This is a genomic window from Cupriavidus sp. NPDC089707 (assembly GCF_044748965.1).
Lineage (GTDB): Bacteria > Pseudomonadota > Gammaproteobacteria > Burkholderiales > Burkholderiaceae > Cupriavidus.
Genome location: NZ_JBIVHB010000002.1, coordinates 421,343 through 446,015, shown reverse-complemented (window position 1 = coordinate 446,015; position 24,673 = coordinate 421,343). Strand labels below are relative to the sequence as shown.

General features: G+C 65.3%; 21 protein-coding genes. 13 read left to right on the top strand and 8 right to left on the bottom strand.

Annotated elements, in window-relative coordinates; genetic code table 11:
• Positions 1-99 precede the first annotated feature (99 nt).
• The 3 genes from lspA to ACIP1U_RS05345 all read right to left on the bottom strand — a co-directional run bounded on the left by lspA (position 100) and on the right by ACIP1U_RS05345 (position 4,640).
• On the bottom strand, positions 100-630 hold the full coding sequence (gene lspA / locus ACIP1U_RS05355) for a signal peptidase II (RefSeq protein WP_400312513.1): 531 nt from the start codon (positions 628-630) through the stop codon (positions 100-102).
• Positions 630-3,530, bottom strand: coding sequence for an isoleucine--tRNA ligase (gene ileS, locus ACIP1U_RS05350; RefSeq protein ID WP_400312511.1), 2,901 nt, complete (start codon positions 3,528-3,530; stop codon positions 630-632). Before ileS ends, lspA begins: the two co-directional genes overlap by 1 nt.
• A gap of 114 nt (positions 3,531-3,644) precedes the next feature.
• Positions 3,645-4,640 (bottom strand): bifunctional riboflavin kinase/FAD synthetase, encoded by a 996-nt coding sequence (locus tag ACIP1U_RS05345; protein WP_400312510.1) that lies wholly within the window; start codon positions 4,638-4,640, stop codon positions 3,645-3,647.
• Between the two features lie 261 nt (positions 4,641-4,901).
• On the opposite strand from ACIP1U_RS05345, the gene ACIP1U_RS05340 reads away from it, so the two are divergent.
• Positions 4,902-6,716, top strand: a complete 1,815-nt coding sequence (locus tag ACIP1U_RS05340) for an ATP-binding protein (RefSeq protein ID WP_400312508.1) — start codon at positions 4,902-4,904, stop codon at positions 6,714-6,716.
• A 29-nt stretch (positions 6,717-6,745) separates the two neighbouring features.
• Here the strand turns inward: ACIP1U_RS05340 and ACIP1U_RS05335 are convergent, their stop codons facing one another.
• Positions 6,746-7,405, bottom strand: coding sequence for a response regulator (locus ACIP1U_RS05335; RefSeq protein WP_400312506.1), 660 nt, complete (start codon positions 7,403-7,405; stop codon positions 6,746-6,748).
• Between the two features lie 265 nt (positions 7,406-7,670).
• Between ACIP1U_RS05335 and purN the strand changes: the two genes are divergently transcribed.
• From purN to nadC, 6 genes are all read left to right on the top strand, one after another.
• The gene (gene purN / locus ACIP1U_RS05330; RefSeq protein WP_400312503.1) at positions 7,671-8,336 is read left to right on the top strand and encodes a phosphoribosylglycinamide formyltransferase; all 666 of its coding nucleotides are present in this window, start codon (positions 7,671-7,673) and stop codon (positions 8,334-8,336) included.
• Entirely contained in the window at positions 8,333-9,745 is a 1,413-nt protein-coding gene (locus ACIP1U_RS05325; protein ID WP_400312502.1) for an RsmB/NOP family class I SAM-dependent RNA methyltransferase, read from the top strand. The genes purN and ACIP1U_RS05325 overlap by 4 nt, the downstream gene beginning before the upstream one ends.
• Before the next feature lie 58 nt (positions 9,746-9,803).
• Positions 9,804-11,195, top strand: coding sequence for a mechanosensitive ion channel family protein (locus ACIP1U_RS05320; protein WP_400312500.1), 1,392 nt, complete (start codon positions 9,804-9,806; stop codon positions 11,193-11,195).
• 391 nt (positions 11,196-11,586) lie between these two features.
• The gene (locus tag ACIP1U_RS05315) at positions 11,587-12,777 is read left to right on the top strand and encodes a fatty acid desaturase (protein ID WP_400312499.1); all 1,191 of its coding nucleotides are present in this window, start codon (positions 11,587-11,589) and stop codon (positions 12,775-12,777) included.
• Between the two features lie 126 nt (positions 12,778-12,903).
• Positions 12,904-14,058, top strand: coding sequence for a quinolinate synthase NadA (gene nadA / locus ACIP1U_RS05310; RefSeq protein ID WP_400312498.1), 1,155 nt, complete (start codon positions 12,904-12,906; stop codon positions 14,056-14,058).
• Positions 14,055-14,918 carry a carboxylating nicotinate-nucleotide diphosphorylase gene (gene nadC / locus ACIP1U_RS05305; protein ID WP_400312496.1) on the top strand — a complete coding sequence of 288 codons (864 nt, stop codon included), beginning with the start codon at positions 14,055-14,057 and terminating at the stop codon, positions 14,916-14,918. The genes nadA and nadC overlap by 4 nt, the downstream gene beginning before the upstream one ends.
• Positions 14,919-14,993: 75 nt before the next feature.
• Here nadC and nadB read toward each other — a convergent pair whose 3' ends face one another.
• The 4 genes from nadB to radC all read right to left on the bottom strand — a co-directional run bounded on the left by nadB (position 14,994) and on the right by radC (position 18,146).
• Positions 14,994-16,586: an L-aspartate oxidase gene (gene nadB / locus ACIP1U_RS05300; protein ID WP_400312495.1), complete on the bottom strand. Its 1,593-nt coding sequence runs from the start codon at positions 16,584-16,586 to the stop codon at positions 14,994-14,996.
• A gap of 265 nt (positions 16,587-16,851) precedes the next feature.
• Complete coding sequence (gene rpmG, locus ACIP1U_RS05295; RefSeq protein ID WP_010814980.1) at positions 16,852-17,022, bottom strand: 50S ribosomal protein L33; 171 nt, start codon at positions 17,020-17,022, stop codon at positions 16,852-16,854.
• A 13-nt stretch (positions 17,023-17,035) separates the two neighbouring features.
• On the bottom strand, positions 17,036-17,269 hold the full coding sequence (gene rpmB / locus ACIP1U_RS05290; protein WP_006575661.1) for a 50S ribosomal protein L28: 234 nt from the start codon (positions 17,267-17,269) through the stop codon (positions 17,036-17,038).
• A gap of 190 nt (positions 17,270-17,459) precedes the next feature.
• Entirely contained in the window at positions 17,460-18,146 is a 687-nt protein-coding gene (gene radC, locus ACIP1U_RS05285) for a DNA repair protein RadC (protein WP_400312491.1), read from the bottom strand.
• Between the two features lie 112 nt (positions 18,147-18,258).
• On the opposite strand from radC, the gene ACIP1U_RS05280 reads away from it, so the two are divergent.
• From ACIP1U_RS05280 to ACIP1U_RS05255, 6 genes are all read left to right on the top strand, one after another.
• Positions 18,259-18,747: a peptidylprolyl isomerase gene (locus tag ACIP1U_RS05280; protein ID WP_400312489.1), complete on the top strand. Its 489-nt coding sequence runs from the start codon at positions 18,259-18,261 to the stop codon at positions 18,745-18,747.
• Positions 18,748-18,784: 37 nt separating this feature from the next.
• On the top strand, positions 18,785-19,750 hold the full coding sequence (gene ispH / locus ACIP1U_RS05275; RefSeq protein WP_400312487.1) for a 4-hydroxy-3-methylbut-2-enyl diphosphate reductase: 966 nt from the start codon (positions 18,785-18,787) through the stop codon (positions 19,748-19,750).
• A 596-nt stretch (positions 19,751-20,346) separates the two neighbouring features.
• A complete protein-coding gene (locus ACIP1U_RS05270) occupies positions 20,347-21,549 on the top strand; it encodes a branched-chain amino acid ABC transporter substrate-binding protein (RefSeq protein ID WP_400312485.1) in 1,203 nt (400 codons plus the stop codon).
• A gap of 214 nt (positions 21,550-21,763) precedes the next feature.
• Complete coding sequence (locus ACIP1U_RS05265) at positions 21,764-22,699, top strand: branched-chain amino acid ABC transporter permease (protein WP_400312484.1); 936 nt, start codon at positions 21,764-21,766, stop codon at positions 22,697-22,699.
• Positions 22,700-22,712: 13 nt separating this feature from the next.
• The gene (locus ACIP1U_RS05260; protein ID WP_400312483.1) at positions 22,713-23,870 is read left to right on the top strand and encodes an ABC transporter ATP-binding protein; all 1,158 of its coding nucleotides are present in this window, start codon (positions 22,713-22,715) and stop codon (positions 23,868-23,870) included.
• Between the two features lie 13 nt (positions 23,871-23,883).
• Positions 23,884-24,660: an ABC transporter ATP-binding protein gene (locus ACIP1U_RS05255; protein WP_400312481.1), complete on the top strand. Its 777-nt coding sequence runs from the start codon at positions 23,884-23,886 to the stop codon at positions 24,658-24,660.
• The last annotated feature ends 13 nt before the right edge of the window (positions 24,661-24,673 follow it).

Below are 24,673 nucleotides of genomic sequence, written 5' to 3'. Positions count from 1 at the left end.
GAAGCCGGCTGGGAGTTTGCTCCCCCTGAGGGTTTGCTCCCCTCTCCCGCCCGGCGGGAGAGGGGAACACCATCGGTTTGCTTAGCGTAATCGCTATGCTCAGTGCTTTCGCACCCGCCGCAACTCATCCACGATCAACAGCACCGCCCCCACCGTGATCGCGCAGTCCGCGACGTTGAAAGCCGGCCAGTGATACCTGCCAGCGTAGAAATCCAGAAAGTCGACAACGTGCCCGTAGACCACGCGGTCGATCACGTTGCCGACCGCGCCGCCCAGGATCAGCGACACCGCGAAGCAGAACAGCCGCTGCCCGGTGTGGCGATACAGCAGCCACACGATGAACGCCCCGACCACGATGCCCAGCCCGGTAAAGAACCAGCGCTGCCAGCCACCGGCGTCGGCCAGGAAGCTGAACGCCGCGCCCTTGTTATAGACCAGCACCAGGTTGAAGAAGCTTGTGACCGGACGCGACTCACCGTAGGTGAAGCTGCGCACGATGACGATCTTGAAGAACTGGTCAAGCAGCACCACCAGCAGCGCGAACGCCAGCCACAGCAGCGGCGTGGTGTTGCCGGAGGCCTTGCTGCCGCGGCGCGCGGGCCGGGCGGATCGGGACGTGGTCGATGCCATCAGGCGTGGCTCCTGTGTTCACCGGCGCCGAACAGGTTGCTGTCGCAGCGGCCGCAGAGCGTGGGGTGGTCCGGGTTGTGGCCGACATCGGCGCGGTAGTGCCAGCAGCGCTCGCACTTGGCGTGCGCCGACGGCGTTACCGTCACCAGCAGGTCGCCGGCTTCGGGCGCGGCGGCGACCTTGGCCGACGAAGTCAGCAGCACGAAGCGCAGGTCGTCGCCCAGGCTCTGCAGCGCCTGCAGTACCGGGCCGCCGGCCTGGATGGTCAGCTCTGCCTGCAGCGACGAGCCGATCTCGCCTTCCACGCGCACGGCTTCCAGTTGCTTGGTGACTTCGGCGCGCACTTCGCGCAGCGTGTGCCACTTCTGCAGCAGGTTGTCGGCATCGTCCACTTCCGGCACCGCGTAGTAGGTGCTGGTGAAGATGGTGTCGGTGTGTTCGGTGCCGTGGGTGAAGATCTGCCAGGCTTCTTCCGCGGTGAACGACAGGAACGGCGCCATCCAGTGCAACATCGCCTGGGTGATGTGGTACAGCGCGTTCTGCGCCCCGCGGCGGGCCTTGGAGTCGGCCGCGGTGGTGTAGAGGCGGTCCTTCAGCACGTCCAGGTAGAAGCCGCCCAGGTCTTCCGAGCAGAAGGTCTGCAGCTTGGCCACCACCGGGTGGAATTCGTACGCCTCGTAGTGCGACAGCACTTCCTTCTGCAGCCGGTCGGTCAGCGCCACGGCGTAGCGGTCGATCTCCAGCCACTCCGACGGCGGCAGCGCGTGCTTGCCGTGGTCGTAGTCGGACAGGTTCGACAGCAGGAAGCGCAGCGTGTTGCGGATGCGGCGATAGCTTTCCACCACGCGCTTGAGGATCTCGTCCGAGATCGACAGCTCGCCCGAGTAGTCGGTCGAGGCCACCCACAGGCGGATGATCTCGGCGCCCATCTTGTTGGAGATGTCTTGCGGCGACACGGTGTTGCCGACTGACTTGGACATCTTGCGGCCCTCGCCGTCGACGGTGAAGCCGTGCGTCAGCAGCGCCTTGTAAGGCGGCTTGCCATACAGCATCGACGCGGTCAGCAGCGACGAGTGGAACCAGCCGCGGTGTTGGTCGGAGCCTTCCAGGTACAGGTCGGCGAGGCGGCCTTCGGCCGCATCGGCGGCCGGATCGTACAGGTCGTTGCGGTGCGAGCCGCGCACCACGGTCCAGTGCGTGGTGCCGGAGTCGAACCAGACGTCGAGCGTGTCGCGGTTCTTCTCATACTGGCTGGCCTCGTCGCCCAGCAGATCGGCCGGGTCCAGCGCCTGCCAGGCCTCGATGCCTTGCTGCTCCACGCGCCTTGCGATCTCTTCCAGCAGTTCAGGCGTGCGCGGATGCAGCGCGCCGGTTTCCTTGTGCACGAAGAAGGCCATCGGCACGCCCCACTGGCGCTGGCGCGACAGCGTCCAGTCCGGCCGGTGGGCGATCATGTTGTGCAGGCGCTGCTTGCCCCACGACGGGTAGAACTCCGTCGCCTCGATGCCGGCCAGCGCGGTCTCGCGCAGCGTCGGCACGGGCTTGCCGTTTTCCTCGGCCGGATCCACGTCCATGCCCGCGAACCATTGCGAGGTGGCGCGGTAGATGATCGGCGTCTTGTGACGCCAGCAGTGCATGTAGCTGTGGGTGTACTTGTGCGAATTGAACAAGTTGCCCGATTCCTGCAGCGCGTCGACGATCTTTGGGTTGGCATCCCAGATCGAGAGCCCGCCGAACAGCGGCAGCGTGCCGGCGTAGACGCCGTTGCCCATCACCGGGCTGATGATGTCGCTGTCGGGCATGCCGTGCGCCTTGCACGACTGGAAGTCTTCCACGCCATAGGCGGGGGCCGAGTGCACGATGCCCGAGCCGGTATCGGTGGTGACGTAGTCGCCGAGGTAGATCGGCGACAGGCGGTCATAGCCCGCGTCCATCCTGGCCAGCGGGTGGTGAAAGCGGATTTCCGACAATGCGGCGCCGGTGGCCGTTGCGACGACCTTGCCTTCCAGGGCGTAGATCTTGAGCTGCTCCTCGACGCGCTCGGTGGCCAGGATCAGGTATCCGCGCGGCGTGTCGACCAGCGCGTATTCCACCTCCGGGTGCACGTTCAGCGCCTGGTTGCTCGGGATGGTCCACGGCGTGGTGGTCCAGATCACGATCCAGCCCGGCTTGGCATTGATCTGGTCGAACGGCACCTTGAAGGCGTGCGCCAGCTTGTCGGTCTCGGCAAACGGGAAGCCCACGTCGATCGACAGGTCGACCTTGTCCTTGTACTCGACTTCCGCCTCGGCCAGTGCCGAGCCGCAGTCGAAGCACCAGTTCACCGGCTTGAGGCCGCGGAACACATAGCCCTTTTCCATGATCTTGCCGAGCGCGCGCAGTTCGTCCGCCTCGTTGCTGTAGTTCATGGTCAGGTAGGGATGGTCCCAGTCGCCCAGCACGCCCAGGCGCTCGAAGTCCACCATCTGGCGCTTGATCTGCTCGGTGGCGTACGCGCGCGCCTTGGCCTGGACTTCCTGCACCGGCAGGCCCTTGCCGAATTTCTTCTCGATCTGGATCTCGATCGGCATGCCGTGGCAGTCCCAGCCCGGCACGTAGACGGCGTCGAGCCCGGCGAGGCCGCGCGCCTTGATGATCATGTCCTTGAGCACCTTGTTGACGGCGTGGCCGATGTGGATATCGCCGTTGGCATACGGCGGGCCGTCATGCAGCACGAACTTCTTCGCGCCCTTGCGCGCCGCGCGGATCTTCTTGTAGATCTGCTTCTCCTGCCACTGCTTGACCCACTGCGGCTCGCGCTTGGGCAGGTCGCCACGCATCGGGAAGGGCGTGTCGAGCAGGTTGACGGGGTACTTGTTTTTCTCGTTCTTATCGGACTTGGCGCGTTTGTCGTCGGACATTTCGATTCTCGAAGCAATTCGTTTGGCGCGCGGCCGGCAGCAGGCCGGGGCGCGCGCGGGAAGACTGGGCGGGGCATGCGAACCGGGCCCGCGCACACTGGCGGGCACCGGCCGCTAGCTAATTCGGTCGGTGGCGGAGGTGGCGAAATCGCGGCCACCGCTGCCCTCGGCAGCGCCAGGCGCGGTCAGGCCGAAGAACCCGCGCGCGTCGGCGCTGTCCTTGGCGATCGCGGCGGTCAGGTCTTCCAGGTTGTCGAAGCGCGCCTCGTCGCGCAGCTTCTTCATGAACTCGACCCGTACCAGCTTGCCGTACAGGCTTTCGTTGAAGTCAAAGAGGTGGACTTCCAGCAGCACGCGGCCCGCGTCCTCGATGGTCGGGCGCACGCCGATGCTGGCCACGCCGGGCAGCGGGTGGTCGGCGATGCCGTGCACCTGCACCACGAAGATGCCGTTGACCGCCGGGCGCTTGTGCGAGATGCGCAGGTTCAGCGTCGGGAAGCCCAGGTCGCGGCCCAGCTTGCGGCCGTGGATCACGTGGCCGCTGATGGCATAGCCGTGGCCCAGCAGGCGCCGCGCGTGCTCGAGGTCGCCATCGGCCAGGGCCTGACGCACCGACGAGCTGGAGATGCGGATGCCGCCTTCGGAGACCGAGCCCATCTGTTCGACATCGAAGCCGAACCGGCGCCCGGCGTCCTGCAGGTAGGCAAAATCGCCGGCGCGTTTGGCGCCGAAGCGGAAGTCGTCGCCGACCAGCAGCCAGCGCGTGTGCAGGCCGTGCCACAGCACGTTTTCAACGAATTCCTGCGGAGACTGGCCGGCAAAGTGGGCGTTGAAGTGCTCGACCACGACGCGGTCCACGCCGTTGCGGCGCAGGCTTTCCAGTTTGTCTCGCAGCAGCGCGATGCGGGTGGGCGCCTTGTCCGGGGTGAAGAACTCGCGCGGATGCGGCTCGAAGGTCATCACGCACAGCGGCAGGCCGCGCGCGTCTGCCGCCGCACGCGCACGCGCGAGCAGCGACTGGTGGCCGCGATGCACACCGTCGAAATTGCCGATGGTGAGCGCGCAGGGCGCCCGGCTCTCGGCGTTGGGCAGGCCGCGGAAGACTTTCACGGGGACGGCGGGAAATGTTTCGGGTAAAGCGAGCATTATAAGGCGAATGGGTCGGCTTGCCGCTGCCGGCGCCGCCATGTGCCCTAAGCTGCGGTTTTTGTGCCGCACCCGGCCCGTCCGGCATGGCGCGATGCGGCAAAAGACGGCATGATATGCACCACTTGGGTGTCACGCCGGCGTCACATGAAGCTAAATCGCGCGGGACACGACATTTCTTGCCCCTTTTCTCGCATTGCGCCCGCCATCTCAAGCCAGCCACATTTGAACGCGCTGCCCAACCGGTTCCTGTCCCGGCTTCTCCCCCGTTTCCTGCCGCAATCGAGCGGCGACCTTGACGTCGAGACCCGCGCCAAGCTGATGGCCATCGTGCACAAGAATGCGCCGACGGCCATCGTCGCTTCCGTGCTGCTGCCGGCGCTGACCACGCTGGGATTCTGGGGCGATGTCAGCCACGCGGCCCTGCTGGGCTGGTGCGCGATCATGCTGCTGCTGACCGCGGGCGGACTGTGGTTCCATATCGGCTACCAGCGCGACGGCGCTTCGATGAGCCGTTCCGCGCATACGCGCAAATGGTGGAACAACATGCGCGTGCTGGCGCTGCTGACCGGGGTGACCTGGGGCAGTTCGGCGCTGCTGCATTTGTATACGGACTCGGTGGTCTTCTCCAGCGTGCTGTACCTGCTGACGCTGGGCGTGCTGGCCGGCGGCGCGGTATCGCAGGCGCCAGTGCCGTCCAACCTGGTGTACGCCGGCGTGCCGATCCTGGTGCCCAGCATCCTGATGGCGGAGTTCGCCTTTCCCGGCCATGGCGCTTATGTACAGGGCCTGCTGGTGATCTACGCGCTGATGCTGTCGCGCCATGCCTTCAACCTGCAAGTCACGCTGGTGCGCGCGATCCAGCTCGAGGGTGACAGCCGCCGCCTGGCCAAGCAGTTCCAGGAAGAAAAGGAGCGCGCGCTGCATGCCAGCGAAGAGAAATCGCGTTTTCTGGCCGCCGCCAGCCATGACCTGCGCCAGCCGGTGCATGCGCTGGTGATGCTGGTGGAGGCGCTGCGCGCGCGCAACCAGTCGTCGTCGCTGCATCCGCTGGTAGAGCAGGTGGCGGCGGGCACCCAGACCATTGACTTGCTGTTCCGTTCGCTGCTGGACCTGTCCAAGCTGGAGGGCCGCAAGGTCCTGCCGACGCTGGAGCCGTGCGAACTGGGTGCGCTGATCCGCGACGTGATGAGCCAGTTCGCGACCGACGCACGCGAAAGCGGCCTGATGCTGACGCCGCGCGTGCCCGACGAGCTTTACGCGATGGCCGAGCCGGTGCTGCTGCGCCGCGCCCTGTTCAACCTCGTGCAGAACGCGCTGCGCTATACCCAGCGCGGCGGCGTGCTGGTGACCGCGCGCCAGCGCCGCAAGCACGTGCGGCTGGAGGTGTGGGACACCGGTGCCGGCGTCACGCCCGAGCACCTGCCCGAAATCTTCTCGCCGTACTACCAGGTCAACAACCCGCAGCGCGACCCGTCGCAAGGCCTCGGCCTTGGCCTGGCGATCTTCAAGGAATGCGTGCGGCTGATGCGCGGCACCTATGGCGTGCGTTCGGTGCCGGGCAAAGGTTCGGTGTTCTGGTTCGCTCTGGCCCCGGTGCCGGCCGAGACTGTCGCCAGCGTGCGCGAGATGCGCGCCATGGCGCAGGCCCAGGAAGCCAAGCCCGACCGCCTGCAGGGCACGGTGCTGGTGGTCGACGACGACAGCCAGATCCGCAAGGCGTGGATCGCGCTGATGGAAGCGTGGGGTATCCACGTGGCCTGCGCCGCGCATGGCACCGAGGCCGACCAGCTGTTTGCCAAGGGCCTGCGCCCGGACATTATCTTCTGCGACCTGCGGCTGCCGGGCAGCGAGAACGGCCTGGACCTGCTGGAGCGCTGGCAGAACACGCAGCCGCAGGCGCGCAGCGCGCTGCTGACCGGCGACCTGAAATCGGCCGCACTGGCGGCGGCGGAAGAGGCGGGGTATTTCGTGCTGCCCAAGCCGGTGGATCCGGCGTCGCTGCGGATGCTGCTGCGGCGCTGGCTGCGCCCGGCCTAGGCTGGGTGGGGAAGGGTAAGTGCGGCGCCTTACTGGCGCAGACGGAACCGTTCCATGCGCGACATCACCTGCATGCGGGTACGCACGCCCAGGCGCTGCAGGATCGCAGAGACATGCTCCTTGACCGTGTTCTCGGTCAGCCCGAGCCGGCGTGCGATCACCTTGTTCGGCAGGCCTTCGAGCACCAGGGCCAGCACGGACCCCTGGCGCGGCGTCAGGCCCAGCTCGGCTGGCGTGACCGGGATGCCGTGTGCGGGGCCGAACGACTGTGCCCGCCCATTCAGGGCTTCATCGGTAGGGAACGAGGTATCGCCCGCCAGCACCTTGCGCACCGCGGCGGTGAAGGCATTGGCATCGAGATGCTTGCCGACGAAGCCGCATGCCGACAGCGCGCGGGCGCGGCCGACGATTTCGGGCGTGGCTTCCGCCGACATGAAGATAAAGCGTGCCCCCGGGATGACGGTCTTGAATGACTGCATGGCATCGAAGCCGGTGCCGTCGTTCAGCCAGATATCGAGCAGCACGATATCGGGGCGCAGCCCCTGCTGCAGGCTTGTCAGGGCTTCGTGGGCACTGCCGGCGGCATGTACCGCGACATCCGGCATGACTTCGGCAAGGAAAGCCGTGGTGCCTGACAAGGCCATAGGATGATCATCGACCACCAACAACGTCGGTGCAGCGTTCGACATGCGAATTCCCGTCTAATTTCCCGTTTCGTCCTTGTTGTCACCCGCTCGTTCGAGCACTGTGTCGTTAAAACCCTGCACAGGATTGGCGCGTGGACGTAGCGACCACTCTATCAGAGGGGGCGAAGCGTCACAATCCATCAATCGGGGGTATACGGCATCGCCGTCACATGTTAGAGGCATTGCGGCCTTTCGGGATCTGGTGAATTAAGCACGTAATGGGTTCGCTTTACCGGAGTTTAGTGCCTCGCCTTGGTAGAATTGCGCGATGAAAAAAATTGTCATCTTGATTTCCGGGCGTGGCTCCAACATGGAAGCCATCGTCCGGGCCTGCGCGGGCGGCTGGCCGGCCCGCGTGGCAGCGGTGCTGTCGAACCGGCCCGATGCCGCCGGGCTGCAGTTCGCGCAGCAGCAGGGCATTGCTACAGGCGTGGTCGACCATCGCCAGTTCCCCGATCGCGCCTCGTTTGACGCCGCGATGGCCGAGGCCATCGATGCCCACGCGCCCGACCTGGTGGTGCTGGCCGGCTTCATGCGCATCCTGACGCGGGCTTTCGTCGACCGCTATGCGGGCCGGCTGCTGAATATCCACCCGTCGCTGCTGCCGTGCTTCCCCGGGCTGAACACCCACAAGCAGGCGCTTGACGCTGGCGTCAAGCTGCACGGCGCCACCGTGCACTTCGTTACCCCGGAACTCGACCATGGTCCGATCGTGATCCAGGCGGCACTTGATGTGCTGCCGTCCGACACGCCCGACAGCCTGGCCGAGCGCCTGCTCGATTGCGAGCACCAGATCTATCCCCGCGCCGTACGGTGGTTCGTCGAGGATCGCCTGCAACTGCAGGACGGCGTGGTCAACGTTATCAACCCGGCCGAGCCGCAATTGCTGATGGCCATCTCCGCCCACACCCCGGCGGCAGGAGTCAAGGCATGAGCCGCAACCAGGCAGGAACCCGTCCCACCCGCAGCGAGGGCCACGCGCCGCCGCGCGGCAAGAGCAAGGGCAAGAGCAGCCCCATCCGCAAGCCCGCCAACGGCAACGCCGGCCGCGACGGCGCGCCGCGCATGCACGGTGGGCTGCATGCTTCGCATATCCAGCATATTGACCGCCTGCTTGGCAAGGTCATGCTGTTCGCCCGCCCGGCCGATGCCGTGGTCAGCTATTACTTCCGCGAGAACAGCAAGCTGGGCCATCGCGAGCGCGGCATCATTGCCGAGGCCATCTATGCGGTGCTGCGCCGGCGCGTGGAGTTCGCGCAGTTTGCCGAAAGCGGCACCGGCGCCAGCTCGCGCCGCCTGGCGCTGCTGGGCCTGGCGGCCACGCTGGGACGCGACGTCCTGACGCCGTTCCTGCACCCCGAAGAGGCCGAATGGCTGGACCGCCTGACCACGATCGAACGTTCCAGCCTGGCCCCGCGCGTACGCACCAATCTGCCCGAATGGCTGTACGACGAACTGGTGCGTCGCCATGGCGAAGCGTTTACCGCGGCGCTGGGCGATGCCTGGCTGCGCCCGGCGCCGCTTGACCTGCGCGTCAACCTTGGCAAGACCAGCCGCGACGCGGCGCTGGCCGAGCTGCAGACCGCAGGCCTGGGCGCCGAGCCGACGCCGATGGCGCCCGCCGGCATCCGCATGGCCGGCAAGCCCGCGCTGAACCAGCTGCCGATCTTCGTCAACGGACTGGTCGAGGTGCAGGATGAAGGCAGTCAGCTGCTGTGTAACCTGGTTGCACCGAAGCGTGGCGAGATGGTGGTCGACTTCTGTGCCGGTGCGGGCGGCAAGACGCTGGCGCTGGGTGCCGCAATGCGTTCCACCGGCCGGTTGTACGCCTTCGACGTGTCGGAAAAGCGCCTGGCCAACCTGAAGCCTCGCCTGGCGCGCAGCGGCCTGTCCAACGTCCATCCGGTCCTGATCGACTCCGAACGCGACGCCAAGATCAAGCGCCTGGCCGGCAAGGTCGACCGGGTACTGGTGGACGCGCCGTGCAGCGGGCTGGGAACGCTGCGGCGCAACCCCGACCTGAAATGGCGCCAGACGCCGGAAGCGGTGCTGGAGCTGACCGCCAAGCAGAGCGCGATCCTTGAATCGGCGGCGCGCCTGGTCAAGGGCGGCGGACGCGTGGTCTACGCCACCTGCTCCGTGCTGGAAGCCGAAAACGAAGCCATCGTGCACGATTTCCTCGCGGCGCACCCCAACTTCCGCCTGGTCCCCGCCAGCGAAGTGCTGGCCGACCAAAAGATCGAAGTGCCCGCGTTGCCGGCAGATAGCGGCATGTTCGCGCTGTATCCGCATCTGCACCAGACCGACGGCTTCTTTGCCGCCGTGCTGGAACGCACCAGCTGACGCCTGCGGCCGCCGCCCGTCTGCAGGGGGCGGCGGCCCTCAACCTGAGTCATCCCCGATGAACGGTGAAACCCTGTCCGGCCTCGGCGGCGAGCTGAAGGCCTCCCATTCCATGTTCGGCAAGATGCTGGATGACCTGATCCGCGATGCCGGCGGCCCGGGCTTTTTCTGGCAGCTACTGGTGCTGGCCGGCTGCCTCGCGGTGGCGTGGCCGCTGGCGCGCTACGTGGTGCGCCGGCTCGAGGCGCGCTATGCCAGCTCCAGCTTCTCGCTGCGCTTCGCCGCGGCCAGCCTGGAGCGGGCCATGTTCCCGCTGGCGGGATGGGTGCTGGTGATGATCGCGCGCTTTGCGCTGGAGCCGCTGATCCCGATCAGCGTGCTGCGGCTGGCGCTGGTGCCGCTGTTCGGCATCACCGCGCTGAACGTCGTGTTCTATATCCTGCGGCGGGTCATGTCTGGCAGCGGGCAGCTGCACGGCATGCTGCTGCTGGTGGAGAAGGTGCTGACCACACTGGTGTGGATCGGCATGGCACTCTATGTGATGGGGGTGCTGTCGGACGTGGTCGGGTGGATGCAGGACGTGCGCTTCTCGATCGGCGGCAAGCAGAAGATCAGTCTCGCCGACACGCTGATGGCGGGGGTCTGGATCCTGCTGACGGTGCTGGTTGCCATGTGGTTCGGGTCCTGGCTGGAGGAGCGGCTGATGCGCTCGGCCAACCTCGATGTCAACCTCAAGGTGGTGCTGACCCGCATTTCCAAGGCCTTGCTGCTTCTGGTGTCGCTGCTGCTGAGCCTGTCGCTGGTGGGCATCGACCTGACCGTGCTGTCGGTGTTCGGCGGTGCGCTGGGCGTGGGCCTGGGCCTGGGTTTGCAGAAGATCGCCAGTAACTACATCTCGGGCTTCATCATCCTGCTGGACCGTTCGGTCAAGCTGGGCGACCAGATCACGGTGGACAAGTACACCGGCATCGTGTCGCAGATCCGCACCCGCTACACCGTGGTGCGCAACGGCGACGGCGAGACGCTGGTGCCGAACGAGCAGCTGGTGGCACAGTCGGTGCAGAACCATTCGTTCTCGAACACCAATGTGCGCGTGGCGACGCGCGTCCAGGCCGACTACAGCGCCGATCCCGAGACCGTGATCGCACTCCTGACCGATTGCGTGAGCGAACTGCCGCGCGTGCTGAAAGATCCGGAGCCGGCGGCCTTCCTGGTGCTGTTCGCCGACAGCGGCATCGAGTACGAAGTCGCGGTCTACATCGCCGATCCGCAAAACGGCAAGCTTGGGGTGCAATCCGCGATGAACCGCGCCATCTGGCGCACGCTACGCGAGCATGGGATCTCGATCCCGTACCCGCAGCGGGAGCTGCGTGTGATGCACGAGGCGCCCATGCCGGGGCCCGGCGCGCCAAAAGCGAGCACTTTGCCAGAGGCTGCCAACGCTACCTGAGTGCTTCGCGGACTGCTGGCTGCGCCAGGCGGTGAATTCGGCACCCCATGGAACGAAAACCGTTGCACCCCGTCCAAATCCGGGAAATAGCGTATGCTCGCGCCTTCGCCAATCCGGTAGAATGCCGGGTTGTCGCGGGTTGAGACATCCCGCTCCCACATCAGACAGCCGCCAGATTGCAGCGGCTCGTACCTGGCTCGTATTCATGAGCCGCCTGCCGCGGCCGGCGCCAGACTTGCGTGCCAGGGAGCCCGGAGCGACTTCGGGTCCCGAGGCAAGCGCCAGACAGCTATCGCAATCAATAGATTCGCAGCTATTTTTTCTGCGCGTTGTGTGCACCGGCCCCGCCGGCCTGCACGGGAATGTCCCTGTTTAACCGACGGAGAACAGTTTGTTCGACACTATTCTTGACTGGGCCGCCAACGGCCTTGCCAATTGGGCCTGGTGGGAGATCGTCATCTACACCCTGGTGATGACGCACATCACCATCGCTGGCGTCACCATCTTCCTGCACCGCTGCATGGCGCACCGGTCGCTGGACCTGCACCCGATCGCCCAGCATTTCTTCCGCTTCTGGCTGTGGCTGACCACCGGCATGGTCACGCGCGAGTGGACTGCCATCCACCGCAAGCACCACGCCAAGTGCGAAACGGAAGACGATCCGCACAGCCCGCAGACCCGCGGCATCCGCAAGGTGCTGCTCGAAGGCGCCGAGCTGTACCGTGCCGAGGCCAAGAACAAGGAAACCATCGCCAAGTTCGGCCATGGCTGCCCCAATGACTGGATCGAGCGTAACGTGTATTCGCGCTTCGGCTGGCAGGGCGTCGGTCTGATGCTGATCATCGACCTGGCGCTGTTTGGCGTGATCGGCATGTCGGTGTGGGCGGTGCAGATGCTGTGGATCCCGATCCATGCCGCCGGCATCATCAATGGCCTGGGCCACTGGTGGGGCTACCGCAACTACGATTGCGAAGACGCGTCGACCAATGTGTCGCCGTGGGGCCTGATCATCGGCGGTGAAGAGCTGCACAACAACCACCACACGTACCCGACCTCGGCCAAGTTCTCCATCAAGTGGTATGAGTTCGACGTGGGCTGGGGTTATATCCGCGCGATGCAGGCGGTCGGCCTGGCCAAGGTCAAGAAGACCCCGCCCAAGGCACGTCTCGTGGAAGCCCGTCCGGTTGACCACAACACGCTGGAAGCCATCATCGCCAATCGCTATGACGTGATGGCCCGCTACGCCAAGGCCGTCAAGGGTGCGTTCCGCCAGGAGCTGGAAAAGCTCAAGGAAGGCCGTGTTGCCGAGTACCGCAGCTTCAAGCCCGCCAGCAAGTGGTTCCACCGCGAGGAAACCAAGCTGGCCGCGCAGCAGCGCGAGCAGCTGGCGAGCATCGTCGAGCAGAACAAGGCGCTGCAGACCTTCGTCGAAATGCGCCGTGAACTGGCCGCCATCTGGGGTCGTTCCAACCTGACGCGCGAGCAGCTGCTGCAGCAGCTGCAGGCCTGGTGCCACCGCGCCGAGGCCAGCGGTATCCAGGCGCTGCACGATTTCTCGCTGCGCCTGCGCCGCTACGCCTGATACAATTCGGCCGCGCCGTATGGTTTGACAAAGCCCCGCCCATGGCGGGGCTTTTGTTTTAGATAAACTCCCCCATGTTCTGGCCGGCCGCACGCTGATGGCGGTGGTCTAGAGGAGTACCCGGAGATGACCCCACAATCGATCAAGACCGTCGAGTTCGAAAAGCCGAACCTCGCGGATGCCGAAAACGCCACTGGCGGTAGCTGCGTGGCACATGCCTGGGCCAAGGTGCCGCCGGTGCTGTCGCCCGATGAGCGGCAGTCGCTGAAGGCGCGTATCCGCCGCTTGCTGAAGGAACGCAACGCGGTGCTGGTGGCGCACTACTACGTCGACGCCGACTTGCAGGATCTCGCCGAAGAAACCGGGGGCTGCGTCTCCGACTCCCTCGAAATGGCCCGCTTCGGCCGCGACCATGAAGCCAAGACCCTGGTGGTGGCGGGCGTGCGCTTCATGGGCGAGACCGCCAAGATCCTCAGCCCCGAGAAGACCGTGCTGATGCCGGACCTGGATGCGACCTGCTCGCTCGACCTGGGTTGCCCGGCCGACGAATTTGCCGCCTTCTGCGATGCGCACCCGGACCGCACCGTGGTGGTCTACGCCAACACCAGCGCCGCGGTGAAGGCGCGCGCGGACTGGATGGTCACGTCGAGCATCGGGCTGAAGATCGTCGAGCACCTGCACGCGCAGGGCAAGAAGATCCTGTGGGCACCCGACAAGCACCTGGGCAGCTATATCCAGAAGCAGACCGGCGCCGACATGCTGCTGTGGCAGGGCTCGTGCCTGGTGCATGACGAGTTCAAGGGTATCGAACTGGACCTGCTGCGCCGCGAATTCCCCAACGCCAAGATCCTGGTGCATCCGGAATCCCCGGAAAACGTGGTAGCGCAGGCCGATGTGGTCGGCTCCACCTCGCAACTGATCGAAGCGGCGCAGAAGCTGGATGCGACCGAGTTTATCGTCGCCACCGACAACGGCATCCTGCACAAGATGCGCATGGCCGCGCCCGGCAAGCATTTCATCGAAGCGCCGACCGCCGGCAACAGCGCGACGTGCAAGAGCTGCGCGCACTGCCCGTGGATGGCGATGAACGCGCTGACCAACCTGGCCGAGGTGCTGGAGACCGGCCGCAACGAGATCCACGTCGATCCGGCCATCGGCGCCAAGGCGGTGACGTGCATCAACCGCATGCTCGACTTTGCCGCCGCGCAAAAGCGCAATGTGCGTCCGTCGTCCGACCTGGCGCAGGAACAGGCGCTGTTCCAGGGGATCGGTCCGGCATGAGCGTGAATCCGATTTTCGACAGCTACGGCGCGGCGCTGCCGGCAGCACTGCAAGCCAATGTGCAGGCCGCCATCGCCGAGGATGTCGGCAGCGGCGACCTGACCGGCCTGCTGGTGCCCGCGGGCAAGCCCGCGCACGCGCGCGTGATCGTGCGCGAAGCGGCGGTGTTGTGCGGGCAGCCGTGGTTCGATGCCTGCATGCGCGCGGTCGACCCGGCGCTGGAAGTGCGCTGGCTGCAGGAAGAGGGCGCGCGGATGGCGCCGGATTCCGCGGTTTGCGAAATCACTGGCCCGGCACGCTCGCTGCTGACTGCCGAACGCCCTTCGCTGAACTTCCTGCAACTGCTGTCCGGCGTGGCCACCGTGACGCGCCACTATGCCGACCTGATCGCTGGCACCCGCGCGCGCGTGCTGGATACGCGCAAGACGCTGCCGGGCCTGCGACTGGCGCAAAAGTACGCGGTGCGCATCGGTGGTGGCGAGAACCAGCGGCTGGCGCTTTACGACGGCATCCTGATCAAGGAAAACCATATCGCCGCGGCAGGCAGCATCACCGCCGCGATGCAGGCGGCGCTGGCCGTCGATACCGATGCGTCGGTGCAAGTCGAGGTGGAGTCGCTGGCGGAGTTGGAAGAGGCCCTGGCCGCAGGCGCGAAGTCGGTGCTGATCGACAACTTCACCGTGCCGATGATGCAGGACGCGGTGAAGATCAACCAGGGCAGGGCGTTGCTGGAAGTGTCGGGCGGCGTCAATGCCGAGACCATCCGCACGTTCGCCGAGACCGGCGTGGACCGCATCTCGGTGGGCGCGTTGACCAAGGACGTGCGCGCGACGGATTACTCGCTGCGTATCATCGGTTGACGCATCGCCCGGCGCGAAGTCAAAACGGGGTGGAGCCATCAGGCTCGCACCCCGTTTTTTATTGCTGGATGGCGCTCAGCGCTTGCGGCCGGCAGGCGGCTGCATCACCGTCGGCAGCGCCTTCGGCAGGGAATCCGGATAGTCCCGGCTGAAATGCAGCCCGCGGCTTTCATGCCGTGAATACGCGCTGTCAACGATCAGCGAGGCCACCTCCACCAGGTTGCGCAACTCCAGCAGGTCGCGCGTGACACGGAAGTTGGCGTAGTACTCTGCGATCTCCTCGCGCAGCAGGCCGATGCGGTGCTGCGCGCGTTCCAGCCGCTTGCTGGTGCGCACGATGCCGACGTAGTTCCACATCATGCGGCGCAGTTCATCCCAGTTGTGGGACACCACGACTTCCTCGTCGGCATCGGACACGCGGCTCTCGTCCCACGCCGGCAGCGTGATATTGGGCGCGCCGGCCTTGTCCTTCAGGGCGATGTCTTCCGCTGCGGCGCGGCCGATCACCATGCATTCGAGCAGCGAGTTGGAGGCCAGCCGGTTGGCGCCGTGCAGGCCGGTGCAGGCGGATTCGCCCACTGCGTACAGGTTGCCGATATCGGTGCGGCCCGCGGTATCGGTGACCACGCCGCCGCAGGTATAGTGCGCGGCGGGCACGACCGGGATCGGTTCGCGCGTGATGTCGATGCCCAGCTCCAGGCAGCGCGCGTAGATCGTCGGGAAGTGTTCCTTCAGGAAGGCTTCGGGCTGGTGGCTGATGTCCAGGTAGACGCAGTCCAGGCCGCGCTTCTTCATCTCGAAGTCGATCGCGCGCGCGACCACGTCGCGCGGCGCCAGCTCGGCGCGCTCATCGTGCTCGGGCATGAAGCGGGTACCGTCGGGCAGCTTGAGCAGCCCGCCTTCGCCGCGCACCGCCTCGGAAATCAGGAACGACTTGGCATAGGGGTGGTACAGGCAGGTCGGGTGGAACTGGATGAATTCCATGTTCGACACCCGGCAGCCCGCACGCCACGCCATGGCGATGCCGTCGCCGGTGGCGGTGTCAGGGTTGGTGGTGTACAGGTAGACCTTGCCCGCACCGCCCGCGGCCAGCACCGTGTGCGTGGCGGTGAGGGTGTGCACCGCGCCGGTGTTGTCGTCGAGCACGTACAGCCCATAGCAGCGGTTGCCCGGCAGCCCCATCTTGCGCGACGTGATCAGGTCGATCGCGAAATGGTCTTCCAGGATCGTGATGTTCGGATGCTGGGTGGCCTGCTGCAGCAGCGTGCTGACCACCGCGTGCCCGGTGGCGTCGGCGGCGTGGATGATGCGCCGGCGGCTGTGCCCGCCTTCGCGGGTCAGGTGGAAGCCCAGTTCGGCCTGCGCGTCGCGCGTGAACGGCACGCCGCGGTCGATCAGCCACTGGATCGCCTCGCGCCCGTGCTCCACGATAAAGCGGGTTGCCTCTTCATCGCACAGTCCTGCGCCGGCAACGAGCGTGTCCTGGGTGTGCTCGTCATGGCTGTCGCCGGAATCCAGCACGGCGGCGATGCCGCCCTGCGCCCAGTCGCTGGCGCCTTGCGTCATGGCGCGCTTGCTGAGGATGACAACCCGGTGGGTGTCGGCCAGTTGCAGCGCGACCGTAAGGCCGGCCAGCCCGCTGCCGACGATGGCGACATCGAAATTCATGGTGCGGAGAGAGCGCCGGAGGGCGCCAGGCAGATGGGGGAAACGGCAAAGTCTACACCGTGCGCGCCACGTCGTGCACCGGTGAGCCGGGCGGGCTGGGCGGTGATCGCGCCGCAAGGGAGCCAGCCGCTCCGTCGTGTGCCGAACGGCGCGCTTCTTGCCGCCTGTGGGCGCCAACGTCGCGCGCGCACCGATGCAAGTGAAGCGAGCGGGCAACAAAAAGCCCCGCAACGAGGCGGGGCTTTTTGTTGGGATACCGGATCAATTACTTGATCTTGGTTTCCTTGTAAGCGACGTGCTTGCGAGCGACGGGATCGAACTTCATGATCTCCATCTTCTCAGGCATGGTGCGCTTGTTCTTGGTCGTGGTGTAGAAATGACCGGTACCTGCGGTCGATTCCAGCTTGATCTTGTCGCGGCCGCCCTTGCTTGCCATGATGTGCTCCTAATTAGACTTCGCCACGTGCGCGCAGGTCGGCGAGCACGGAGTCGATGCCTTTCTTGTCGATCAGGCGCAGGCCGGCGTTCGAGACGCGCAGGCTCACCCAGCGGTTTTCGGATTCAACGAAGAAACGACGATTCTGCAGGTTGGGCAGAAAACGGCGCTTGGTCTTGTTGTTTGCGTGGGAAACGTTGTTGCCGACCATCGGCGCTTTCCCGGTCACTTGACAGACGCGTGCCATGAAGCACTCCTAAATCTTCTATTCGTGGACAATGTTCGCAACAGATCAACAAAAGGCGCGCGGGCCCGGACTGCAGCGGATGGGACTTCAGTGAAACGTAAATTATAGACCGGAATCCTCCGGCGAATCAATGTCTTCCGTGCGTTGCCGGAGGGTGTGTTGTGTCTCGTCCAGCACTGTGCGGCAGGCGTCACAGTCCAGGCAGGCGGTCGCAACAGTCGGCCAGAGAACGGATTTCCTGCCCGGCCACGATGAAATGGTCGAGCAGATGCACGTCGATGAGTTCGAGCGTCCGTGCCAGCTCGCGGGTCAGGTGCACGTCGCTCTGGCTGGGCGCGGTCGTGCCGGAGGGATGGTTGTGCGCCACGATCACGCCGGCAGCATTATGCACCAGCGCCTGGCGCGCGACCTCGCGCGGATACACGGCAGTGCGCGTCAGGGTGCCCCGGAACAGTTCCTCGCTGGCAATCATGCGGTTGCGCGGATCGAGGAACAGACACAGGAATACTTCATGCGGCAGCGATGCCAGCGTCAGGCGCAGGTAGTTGTGTACCGCCGCGCGCGAGTCGAAGCCGGTCGGCAGCCGCAGTGATTCCGCCAGCGCGCGGCGCGCCAGCTCGGGGATTGCCTGCAGCTGTGCGTACTTGGCCGCGCCCATGCCCTTGATGCCAGCCAGCGCGGCGGATTCGGACCCGAGCAAGGCGGTCAGGGAGCCAAAGCGGTGCATCAGCTCGCGGGCGAGGTCGACGGCACTTTTGCCGGCCGCGCCGACGCGCAGGATCACCGCCAGCAGTTCGGCGTCGGACAGGGCGGCGGCGCCGCATTCCAGCAGTTTTTCGCGCGGCCGCTCGCAGGCAGGCCAATTGGCTATGGTCATGGGTGTTCGGGGTTGGACCGCCGGCCGGAGAGCTGGAAGGGGTATACGGCTCCGGCGCGGCGGGCGATGGGCCAGTCGAATACAATACGGGTTGTTCTTCGGTTGATCACCCATGAATTTGCAAACTTTCGCGTCGGAAGCCGACGGCGGTACGGCTGGCCGCAAGACTGTCCTGGCCGACTCTTTCCTGACCCTGCACTACAGCATCTCGCTAGAGAACGGCACCGAGGTCGTCAGCACCTTCGATGACAAGCCCGCCACGCTGCTGCTCGGCCAGGACCAGCTCGCGCCCACGCTGGAGCAGGCGCTGCTCGGCATGCCGGAAGGCGAGCGCATGACTTACCGTCTCGCCCCGGAGCAGGCGTTCGGGCCGCGCAATCCCGAACTGCTGCAATGGGTGTCGCTGGCCACGCTGCGCGAGAACAGCTCGTTCGAGGAAGACTACAACCCGGGCGACCTGGTCGAGTTCAACGCGCCCGGCGGCGGCAAGTACGCGGGCGTGCTGAAGGAAATCGGCGGGACCGCGGCGTTGTTCGACTTCAACCATCCGCTGGCCGGGCAGACCATCCTGTTCGACGTGCAGCTGATCGGCATCCTCTGATTGCGCCAACGTGCCGACTCCTGTCCAGATACGCAGCATGCCTGACCTGACCACCGCACCCGACGCCGAAATCCTGATGGCCCAGCCGCGCGGCTTCTGTGCCGGCGTGGATCGCGCCATCGAGATCGTCGAGCGTGCGCTCGCTCGCTTCGGCGCGCCGATCTACGTGCGCCATGAAATCGTGCACAACGCCTACGTGGTGGCCGACCTGCGCAGCAAGGGCGCGGTGTTCGTGCGCGAGCTGGACGAGGTGCCCGCAGGCGCCACCGTCATCTTCAGCGCGCATGGCGTGTCGCGCGAAGTGCGCGAGGACGCCGCCGCGCGCGGCCTGCACGTGTTCGACGCAACCTGCCCGCTGGTGACCAAGGTGCATGTCGAAGTCAGCAAGATGCGCGCGGAAGGTTGCGAGATCGTGATGATCGGCCATCGCGGCCACCCCGAGGTCGAAGGCACCATGGGCCAGGCCAACGGCGGCATGGTGCTGGTCGAAACGGTCGACGACGTCGCCACGCTGCAGATCGCGGACCCGGCGCAGCTTGCCTACGTGACCCAGACCACGCTGTCGGTGGACGAGACCCGCGAGATCGTCGCCGCGCTGAAGGCGCGCTTCCCGCAGATCCGCGAGCCGAAGAAGCAGGATATCTGCTATGCGACGCAGAACCGCCAGGACGCGGTCAAGTTCATGGCGCCCCAGGTTGAGGTGGTGATCGTGGTTGGCAGCCCCAACAGCTCCAACTCCAACCGCCTGCGCGAGCTGGCCCAGCGCCTGGGCGTGCCGGCCTATATGGTCGATGCGCCGGAGCAGGTGCGCCCGGAATGGATCGCCGGCAAGCGCCGCATTGGGCTGACCGCCGGCGCCTCGGCGCCCGAGGCGCTGGCGCAGTCGATCGTCGACCGCCTGCGCGCGCTTGGTGCACGCCAGGTGCGGGCGCTGGAGGGCATCGAAGAAAACATGGCGTTTCCCCTGCCGCGGGGTTTGATGCCAACCAGCGTCGCCGCCTGAGCGACAGCGGGCCAGGCCCGCACCACCACTCCTCGTTCAAGACAAGGGCGCCGCGCAATGCGGCGCTTTTTTTTCGCGCTTGCGCGCGCGGCGACGACTCACCGCACTGGTCTATGACGAAAAATGCACATTATCGGTGCGGCGCTATTGGTGCATGAATTACCTGCGTGTTTGGCGAAACCGACAAATAGGGGTAATCCCCGTAACTGGGGTTTTCCCTATTATGGTGCGGCGCTACATTCTGCACATTAGAGATCGGTGTGGCGCATTTGAAATGAAATGCCTAATTAATTAAGACCTATTATAGGTGGCGCACCGCGCGCCTAATCCTGCCGCCAGGGTGGGGCAGGCACGATTCTTGTGAGTATGTGAGACGGCCCCGCCATGTGAGCGGGAATTGCCCCGATCTGTGCATTGGGGAAATTCCCTAGCTCATTTGAAGGGTAAATCGGTCGACTTGTTGCGTCGCGTATTGCATCTGCAAAGAAAGGGGATACAATGCGCGCGTTTCAAATTGAAACTAAACAAAGGCGGTCCAGGGAAACGTCCGGGAGGCGTTGCAAATCCCTGTTTTTGTGAATCCTAGGAGATCACTCATGCAAATCACGTTTGCCAAGATTCTGCCGATCGCGGCCGCAGTGGCGCTGGTAGCAGCCTGCGGCAAAAAGGAAGAGAAGCCGATGGATCCGGCCTCTTCGGCGCCGGCCGCAGCAGCCCCTGCCGCGGGCGGTGGCGAGACCGTCGTCAAGATCGGCCACGCGGCCCCGCTGACCGGCGGTATCGCGCACCTTGGCAAGGACAACGAAAACGGCGCCCGCCTGGCCGTGGAAGAAGTCAACAAGGCCGGCCTCGAGGTCGGTGGCAAGAAGATCAAGCTGGAACTGGTCGGTGAAGACGACGCCGCCGATCCGAAGACCGGCACCTCCGTGGCGCAGAAGCTGGTCGACGCCAAGGTCGTGGCCGTGGTCGGCCACCTGAACTCGGGCACGTCGATCCCGGCCTCCAAGATCTATAGCGACGCCGGCATCGTGCAGATCTCGCCCTCGTCCACCAACCCGGACTACACCAAGCAGGGCTTCAAGACCACCTACCGCGTGGTGGCCACCGACGCCCAGCAGGGCCCGGCACTGGCCAACTATGCCAGCAAGACCCTAAATGCCAAGAGCGTGGCGATCGTCGACGATGCCACCGCTTACGGCAAGGGCCTGGCCGACGAGTTCGAGAAGACCGCCAAGGCCGCCGGCGTGAACGTGGTGGCGCGCGAAGCCACCAACGACAAGGCCACCGACTTCAAGGCCATTCTCACCAAGATCAAGGGCAAGAAGCCGGACGTGATCATGTACGGCGGCATGGACGCCACCGGCGGCCCGTTCGCCAAGCAGGCCAAGGAACTTGGCATCGGCGCCAAGATCGTCGGCGGCGACGGCGTCTGTACCGACAAGGTGGCCGAGCTGGCGGGCGATGCCGTGACCAACATCATCTGCTCGGAGGCTGGCCTGGCCCTGTCGAAGATGGAGCAGGGCGCGGACTTCTCCAAACGCTACCAGGCCCGCTTCAACGCGCCGGTGCAGATCTACGCACCGTTCACGTATGACGCGGTGATGGTCGTCGTCGACGCCATGAAGCGCGCCAAATCGACCGAACCGGCTGCCATCCTGGCCGAAATGCCCAACACCAACTACAAGGGCGTAATCGGCAATATCGCCTTCGACGCGAAGGGCGACATGAAGGAAGGCACCATCACGCTGTACGAGTACAAGGACAAGAAGAAGTCCGTCCTCGACGTCGTGAAGATGTAATCTGGGCTTACCGGCCCATCCGAACGGCACCGTGAGTATTTTGCGGTGCCGTTCTTTTTAGCCTCGCCTAATGTAGAAGCATCCTTACCCTGGATGGAGCACGGCGGGCCGCTTACCAGCAATCCAACCTCAGCAACGTTACCCATCACCACATCATGGCCCACCCCGGCATCCACACCATGCCGTCAGGTAAGGGACTGAAGCAGGAGTTTTCATGGATATCTTTATCCAGCAGATCGTGAACGGTCTGGTGCTCGGCAGCATCTATGCGCTGATCGCACTGGGCTACACCATGGTCTACGGCATTCTGGGGATCATCAACTTCGCCCACGGCGATGTCCTGATGATCGGCGCGCTGACCGCCCTGTCAGCGATTCTTGGTCTGCAGAAGTTTGCCCCCGGCTTGCCCGAATGGCTGACGCTGGTGATCGCGACGCTGATTGCGATGCCGGTCTGCGCAATGCTGTCTTACTCGATCGAGCGTATCGCTTACCGGCCCTTGCGCAACGCGCCACGGCTGGCCCCGCTGATCACCGCGATCGGTGTCTCCATCATCCTGCAGACGATCGGCATGCTGATCTGGTCGCGCAACCCGCTGACCTTCCCGCAGCTGCTGCCGTCGGAACCGATCGACATCGGCACGACCGGCGCCACCATCACCGGCAAGGAAATGGTCATCATCGGCCTGGCCGTGATGGTCATGTCGGGCCTGCTCGCGCTGGTCAACCGCACCAAGCTCGGCCGCGCCATGCGCGCCACCGCCGAGAACCAGAAGGTGGCCGGCCTGATGGGCGTGAACCCGAACTTCGTCATCTCCGCCACCTTCATGATCGGCGCCACGCTGGCGGCGCTCGCTGGCGTGATGATGGCGACCAACTATGGCAACGCCCACTTCTACATGGGCTTTATCCCGGGCCTGAAGGCGTTTACCGCCGCAGTGCTGGGCGGCATCGGCAACCTGGCCGGCGCGATGGTCGGCGGCATGCTGCTGGGTCTGATCGAGGCGCTCGGTGCCGGCTATATCGGCGACCTGACCGGTGGTGTGTTCGGCTCGAACTACCAGGACGTCTTCGCCTTCATCGTACTGATCACCGTGCTCGTCTTCCGTCCGTCCGGCATCATGGGCGAACGCGTGGCGGACCGCGCCTGAGGAGAGCGAATCCATGAATACCCCGATTCCATCCGCGGCCGCTGTCGCCGCACCGTCGAAGGTGCCGGCCAAGACCCTGGCCGCATTGATTGGCTTTTTGGTGGTTGCGCTGTGCGCGCCGTTTATCGTCCAGACCCTGGGCGGCAACTACTGGGTCCGCGTGCTGGACTTTGCGCTGCTCTACATCATGCTGGCGCTGGGCCTGAACATCGTGGTGGGCTTTGCCGGCCTGCTTGACCTGGGCTATATCGCGTTCTATGCGGTGGGCGCCTACATGATGGCGCTGCTGGGCTCGCCGCACCTGGCGAACCAGTTCGAATGGATCCAGCAACTGTTCCCCACCGGCATCCACCTGTCGATGTGGTTCGTGTTGCCGCTCGCGATCCTGGTGGCTGCGACCTTCGGCGTATTGCTGGGGGCGCCAACGCTCAAGCTGCGCGGCGACTACCTCGCCATCGTGACGCTGGGCTTCGGCGAGATCATCCGCATCTTCATGAACAACCTGGACCGCCCGGTCAACATCACCAATGGCCCCAAGGGCATCACGGCGGTGGATCCGGTGCATATCTTCGGCTTCGACTTCTCGAAATCGCATGAGATTTTCGGGATAAAGTTCACGCCGGTGTTCATGTACTACTACCTGCTGGTGTTCCTGGTCATCGTGATCGTGTTCGTGTGCCTGCGTCTGCAGACCTCGCGCATCGGCCGCGCCTGGGTCGCCATCCGTGAAGATGAAATCGCCGCCAAGGCCATGGGCATCAACACGCGCAACATGAAGCTGCTGGCATTTGCCATGGGTGCGTCCTTCGGCGGTGCCTCGGGGGCGGTGTTCGGCGCGTTCCAGGGCTTCGTGTCGCCGGAATCGTTCACGCTGTGGGAATCGATCTACGTGCTGGCGATCGTGGTGCTGGGCGGCATGGGCCATATCCCGGGCGTGATCCTGGGCGGCGTGCTGCTGGTGGGCTTCCAGGAACTGCTGCGCGTGGTGGCAGAGCCGATGCAGACCGGCCTGTTCGGCCATGTGATCGTCGATGCCGAAGTGCTGCGCCAGCTGCTGTTCGGCCTGGCCCTGGTCGGCGTCATGCTGTACCGCCCGGCAGGCATCTGGCCGTCGCCGCGCAAGGAAGACCGCCCGGTGGTGCGCCGTGCGGGCAGCGTGGGCCGTTTCTGACCAGGAGGACAACATGAGCAACAACGATTTCCTCCTGTCGGTACAGGGGGTCAACAAGCGTTTCGGCGGCCTGCAGGCCCTGTCGGATGTGGGCCTGCAGATCAAGCCGGGCGAGATCTATGGCCTGATCGGCCCCAACGGTGCCGGCAAGACCACCTTCTTCAATGTGATCACCGGGCTGTACACGCCGGATGCGGGCGAGTTCGTGCTGGGCGGCAAGCCCTACCAGCCGACCGCCGTGCATGAGGTGGCCAAGGCCGGCATTGCGCGCACGTTCCAGAACATCCGGCTGTTCGGCGAGATGACCGCGCTGGAAAACGTGATGGTCGGGCGCCACGTGCGCTCCAAGGCCGGCGTGTTTGGCGCGATCTTCCGCCCGCCCGCGGTGCGCCGCGAGGAAGAGGGCATCGAGGACATGGCGCATGACCTGCTCGACTATGTCGGCATCGGCAAGTACGCAAACTTCACCGCGCGCAATCTCTCGTACGGCCACCAGCGCCGGCTGGAGATCGCCCGCGCGCTGGCGACCGAGCCCAAGCTGCTGGCGCTGGACGAGCCGGCCGCGGGCATGAACGCGACCGAGAAGGTCGAGCTGCGCGGCCTGCTCGACAAGATCAAGAACGACGGCAGGACCATCCTGCTGATCGAGCACGACGTAAAGCTGGTGATGGGGCTGTGCAACCGCCTGACCGTGCTGGACTACGGCAAGGTGATTGCCCAGGGCCTGCCGCACGAGGTGCAGAACAACCCCGCGGTGATCGAGGCCTACCTCGGCACCTCGGCGCACTGATGGCGGGAGGAAA

What these genes read in the sequence shown, in the direction of transcription:
- ACIP1U_RS05255 (WP_400312481.1), top strand. Translation starts at nt 23,884, where the DNA reads ATGAGCAACAACGATTTCCTCCTGTCGGTACAGGGGGTCAACAAGCGT.
- ACIP1U_RS05325 (WP_400312502.1), top strand. Translation starts at nt 8,333, where the DNA reads ATGAGCCGCAACCAGGCAGGAACCCGTCCCACCCGCAGCGAGGGCCAC.
- ACIP1U_RS05260 (WP_400312483.1), top strand. Translation starts at nt 22,713, where the DNA reads ATGAATACCCCGATTCCATCCGCGGCCGCTGTCGCCGCACCGTCGAAG.
- nadC (WP_400312496.1), top strand. Translation starts at nt 14,055, where the DNA reads ATGAGCGTGAATCCGATTTTCGACAGCTACGGCGCGGCGCTGCCGGCA.
- nadA (WP_400312498.1), top strand. Translation starts at nt 12,904, where the DNA reads ATGACCCCACAATCGATCAAGACCGTCGAGTTCGAAAAGCCGAACCTC.
- ispH (WP_400312487.1), top strand. Translation starts at nt 18,785, where the DNA reads ATGCCTGACCTGACCACCGCACCCGACGCCGAAATCCTGATGGCCCAG.
- ACIP1U_RS05335 (WP_400312506.1), bottom strand. Translation starts at nt 7,405, where the DNA reads ATGTCGAACGCTGCACCGACGTTGTTGGTGGTCGATGATCATCCTATG.
- nadB (WP_400312495.1), bottom strand. Translation starts at nt 16,586, where the DNA reads ATGAATTTCGATGTCGCCATCGTCGGCAGCGGGCTGGCCGGCCTTACG.
- radC (WP_400312491.1), bottom strand. Translation starts at nt 18,146, where the DNA reads ATGACCATAGCCAATTGGCCTGCCTGCGAGCGGCCGCGCGAAAAACTG.
- rpmG (WP_010814980.1), bottom strand. Translation starts at nt 17,022, where the DNA reads ATGGCAAGCAAGGGCGGCCGCGACAAGATCAAGCTGGAATCGACCGCA.
- ACIP1U_RS05265 (WP_400312484.1), top strand. Translation starts at nt 21,764, where the DNA reads ATGGATATCTTTATCCAGCAGATCGTGAACGGTCTGGTGCTCGGCAGC.
- ACIP1U_RS05280 (WP_400312489.1), top strand. Translation starts at nt 18,259, where the DNA reads ATGAATTTGCAAACTTTCGCGTCGGAAGCCGACGGCGGTACGGCTGGC.
- rpmB (WP_006575661.1), bottom strand. Translation starts at nt 17,269, where the DNA reads ATGGCACGCGTCTGTCAAGTGACCGGGAAAGCGCCGATGGTCGGCAAC.
- ACIP1U_RS05320 (WP_400312500.1), top strand. Translation starts at nt 9,804, where the DNA reads ATGAACGGTGAAACCCTGTCCGGCCTCGGCGGCGAGCTGAAGGCCTCC.
- purN (WP_400312503.1), top strand. Translation starts at nt 7,671, where the DNA reads ATGAAAAAAATTGTCATCTTGATTTCCGGGCGTGGCTCCAACATGGAA.
- lspA (WP_400312513.1), bottom strand. Translation starts at nt 630, where the DNA reads ATGGCATCGACCACGTCCCGATCCGCCCGGCCCGCGCGCCGCGGCAGC.
- ACIP1U_RS05270 (WP_400312485.1), top strand. Translation starts at nt 20,347, where the DNA reads ATGCAAATCACGTTTGCCAAGATTCTGCCGATCGCGGCCGCAGTGGCG.
- ileS (WP_400312511.1), bottom strand. Translation starts at nt 3,530, where the DNA reads ATGTCCGACGACAAACGCGCCAAGTCCGATAAGAACGAGAAAAACAAG.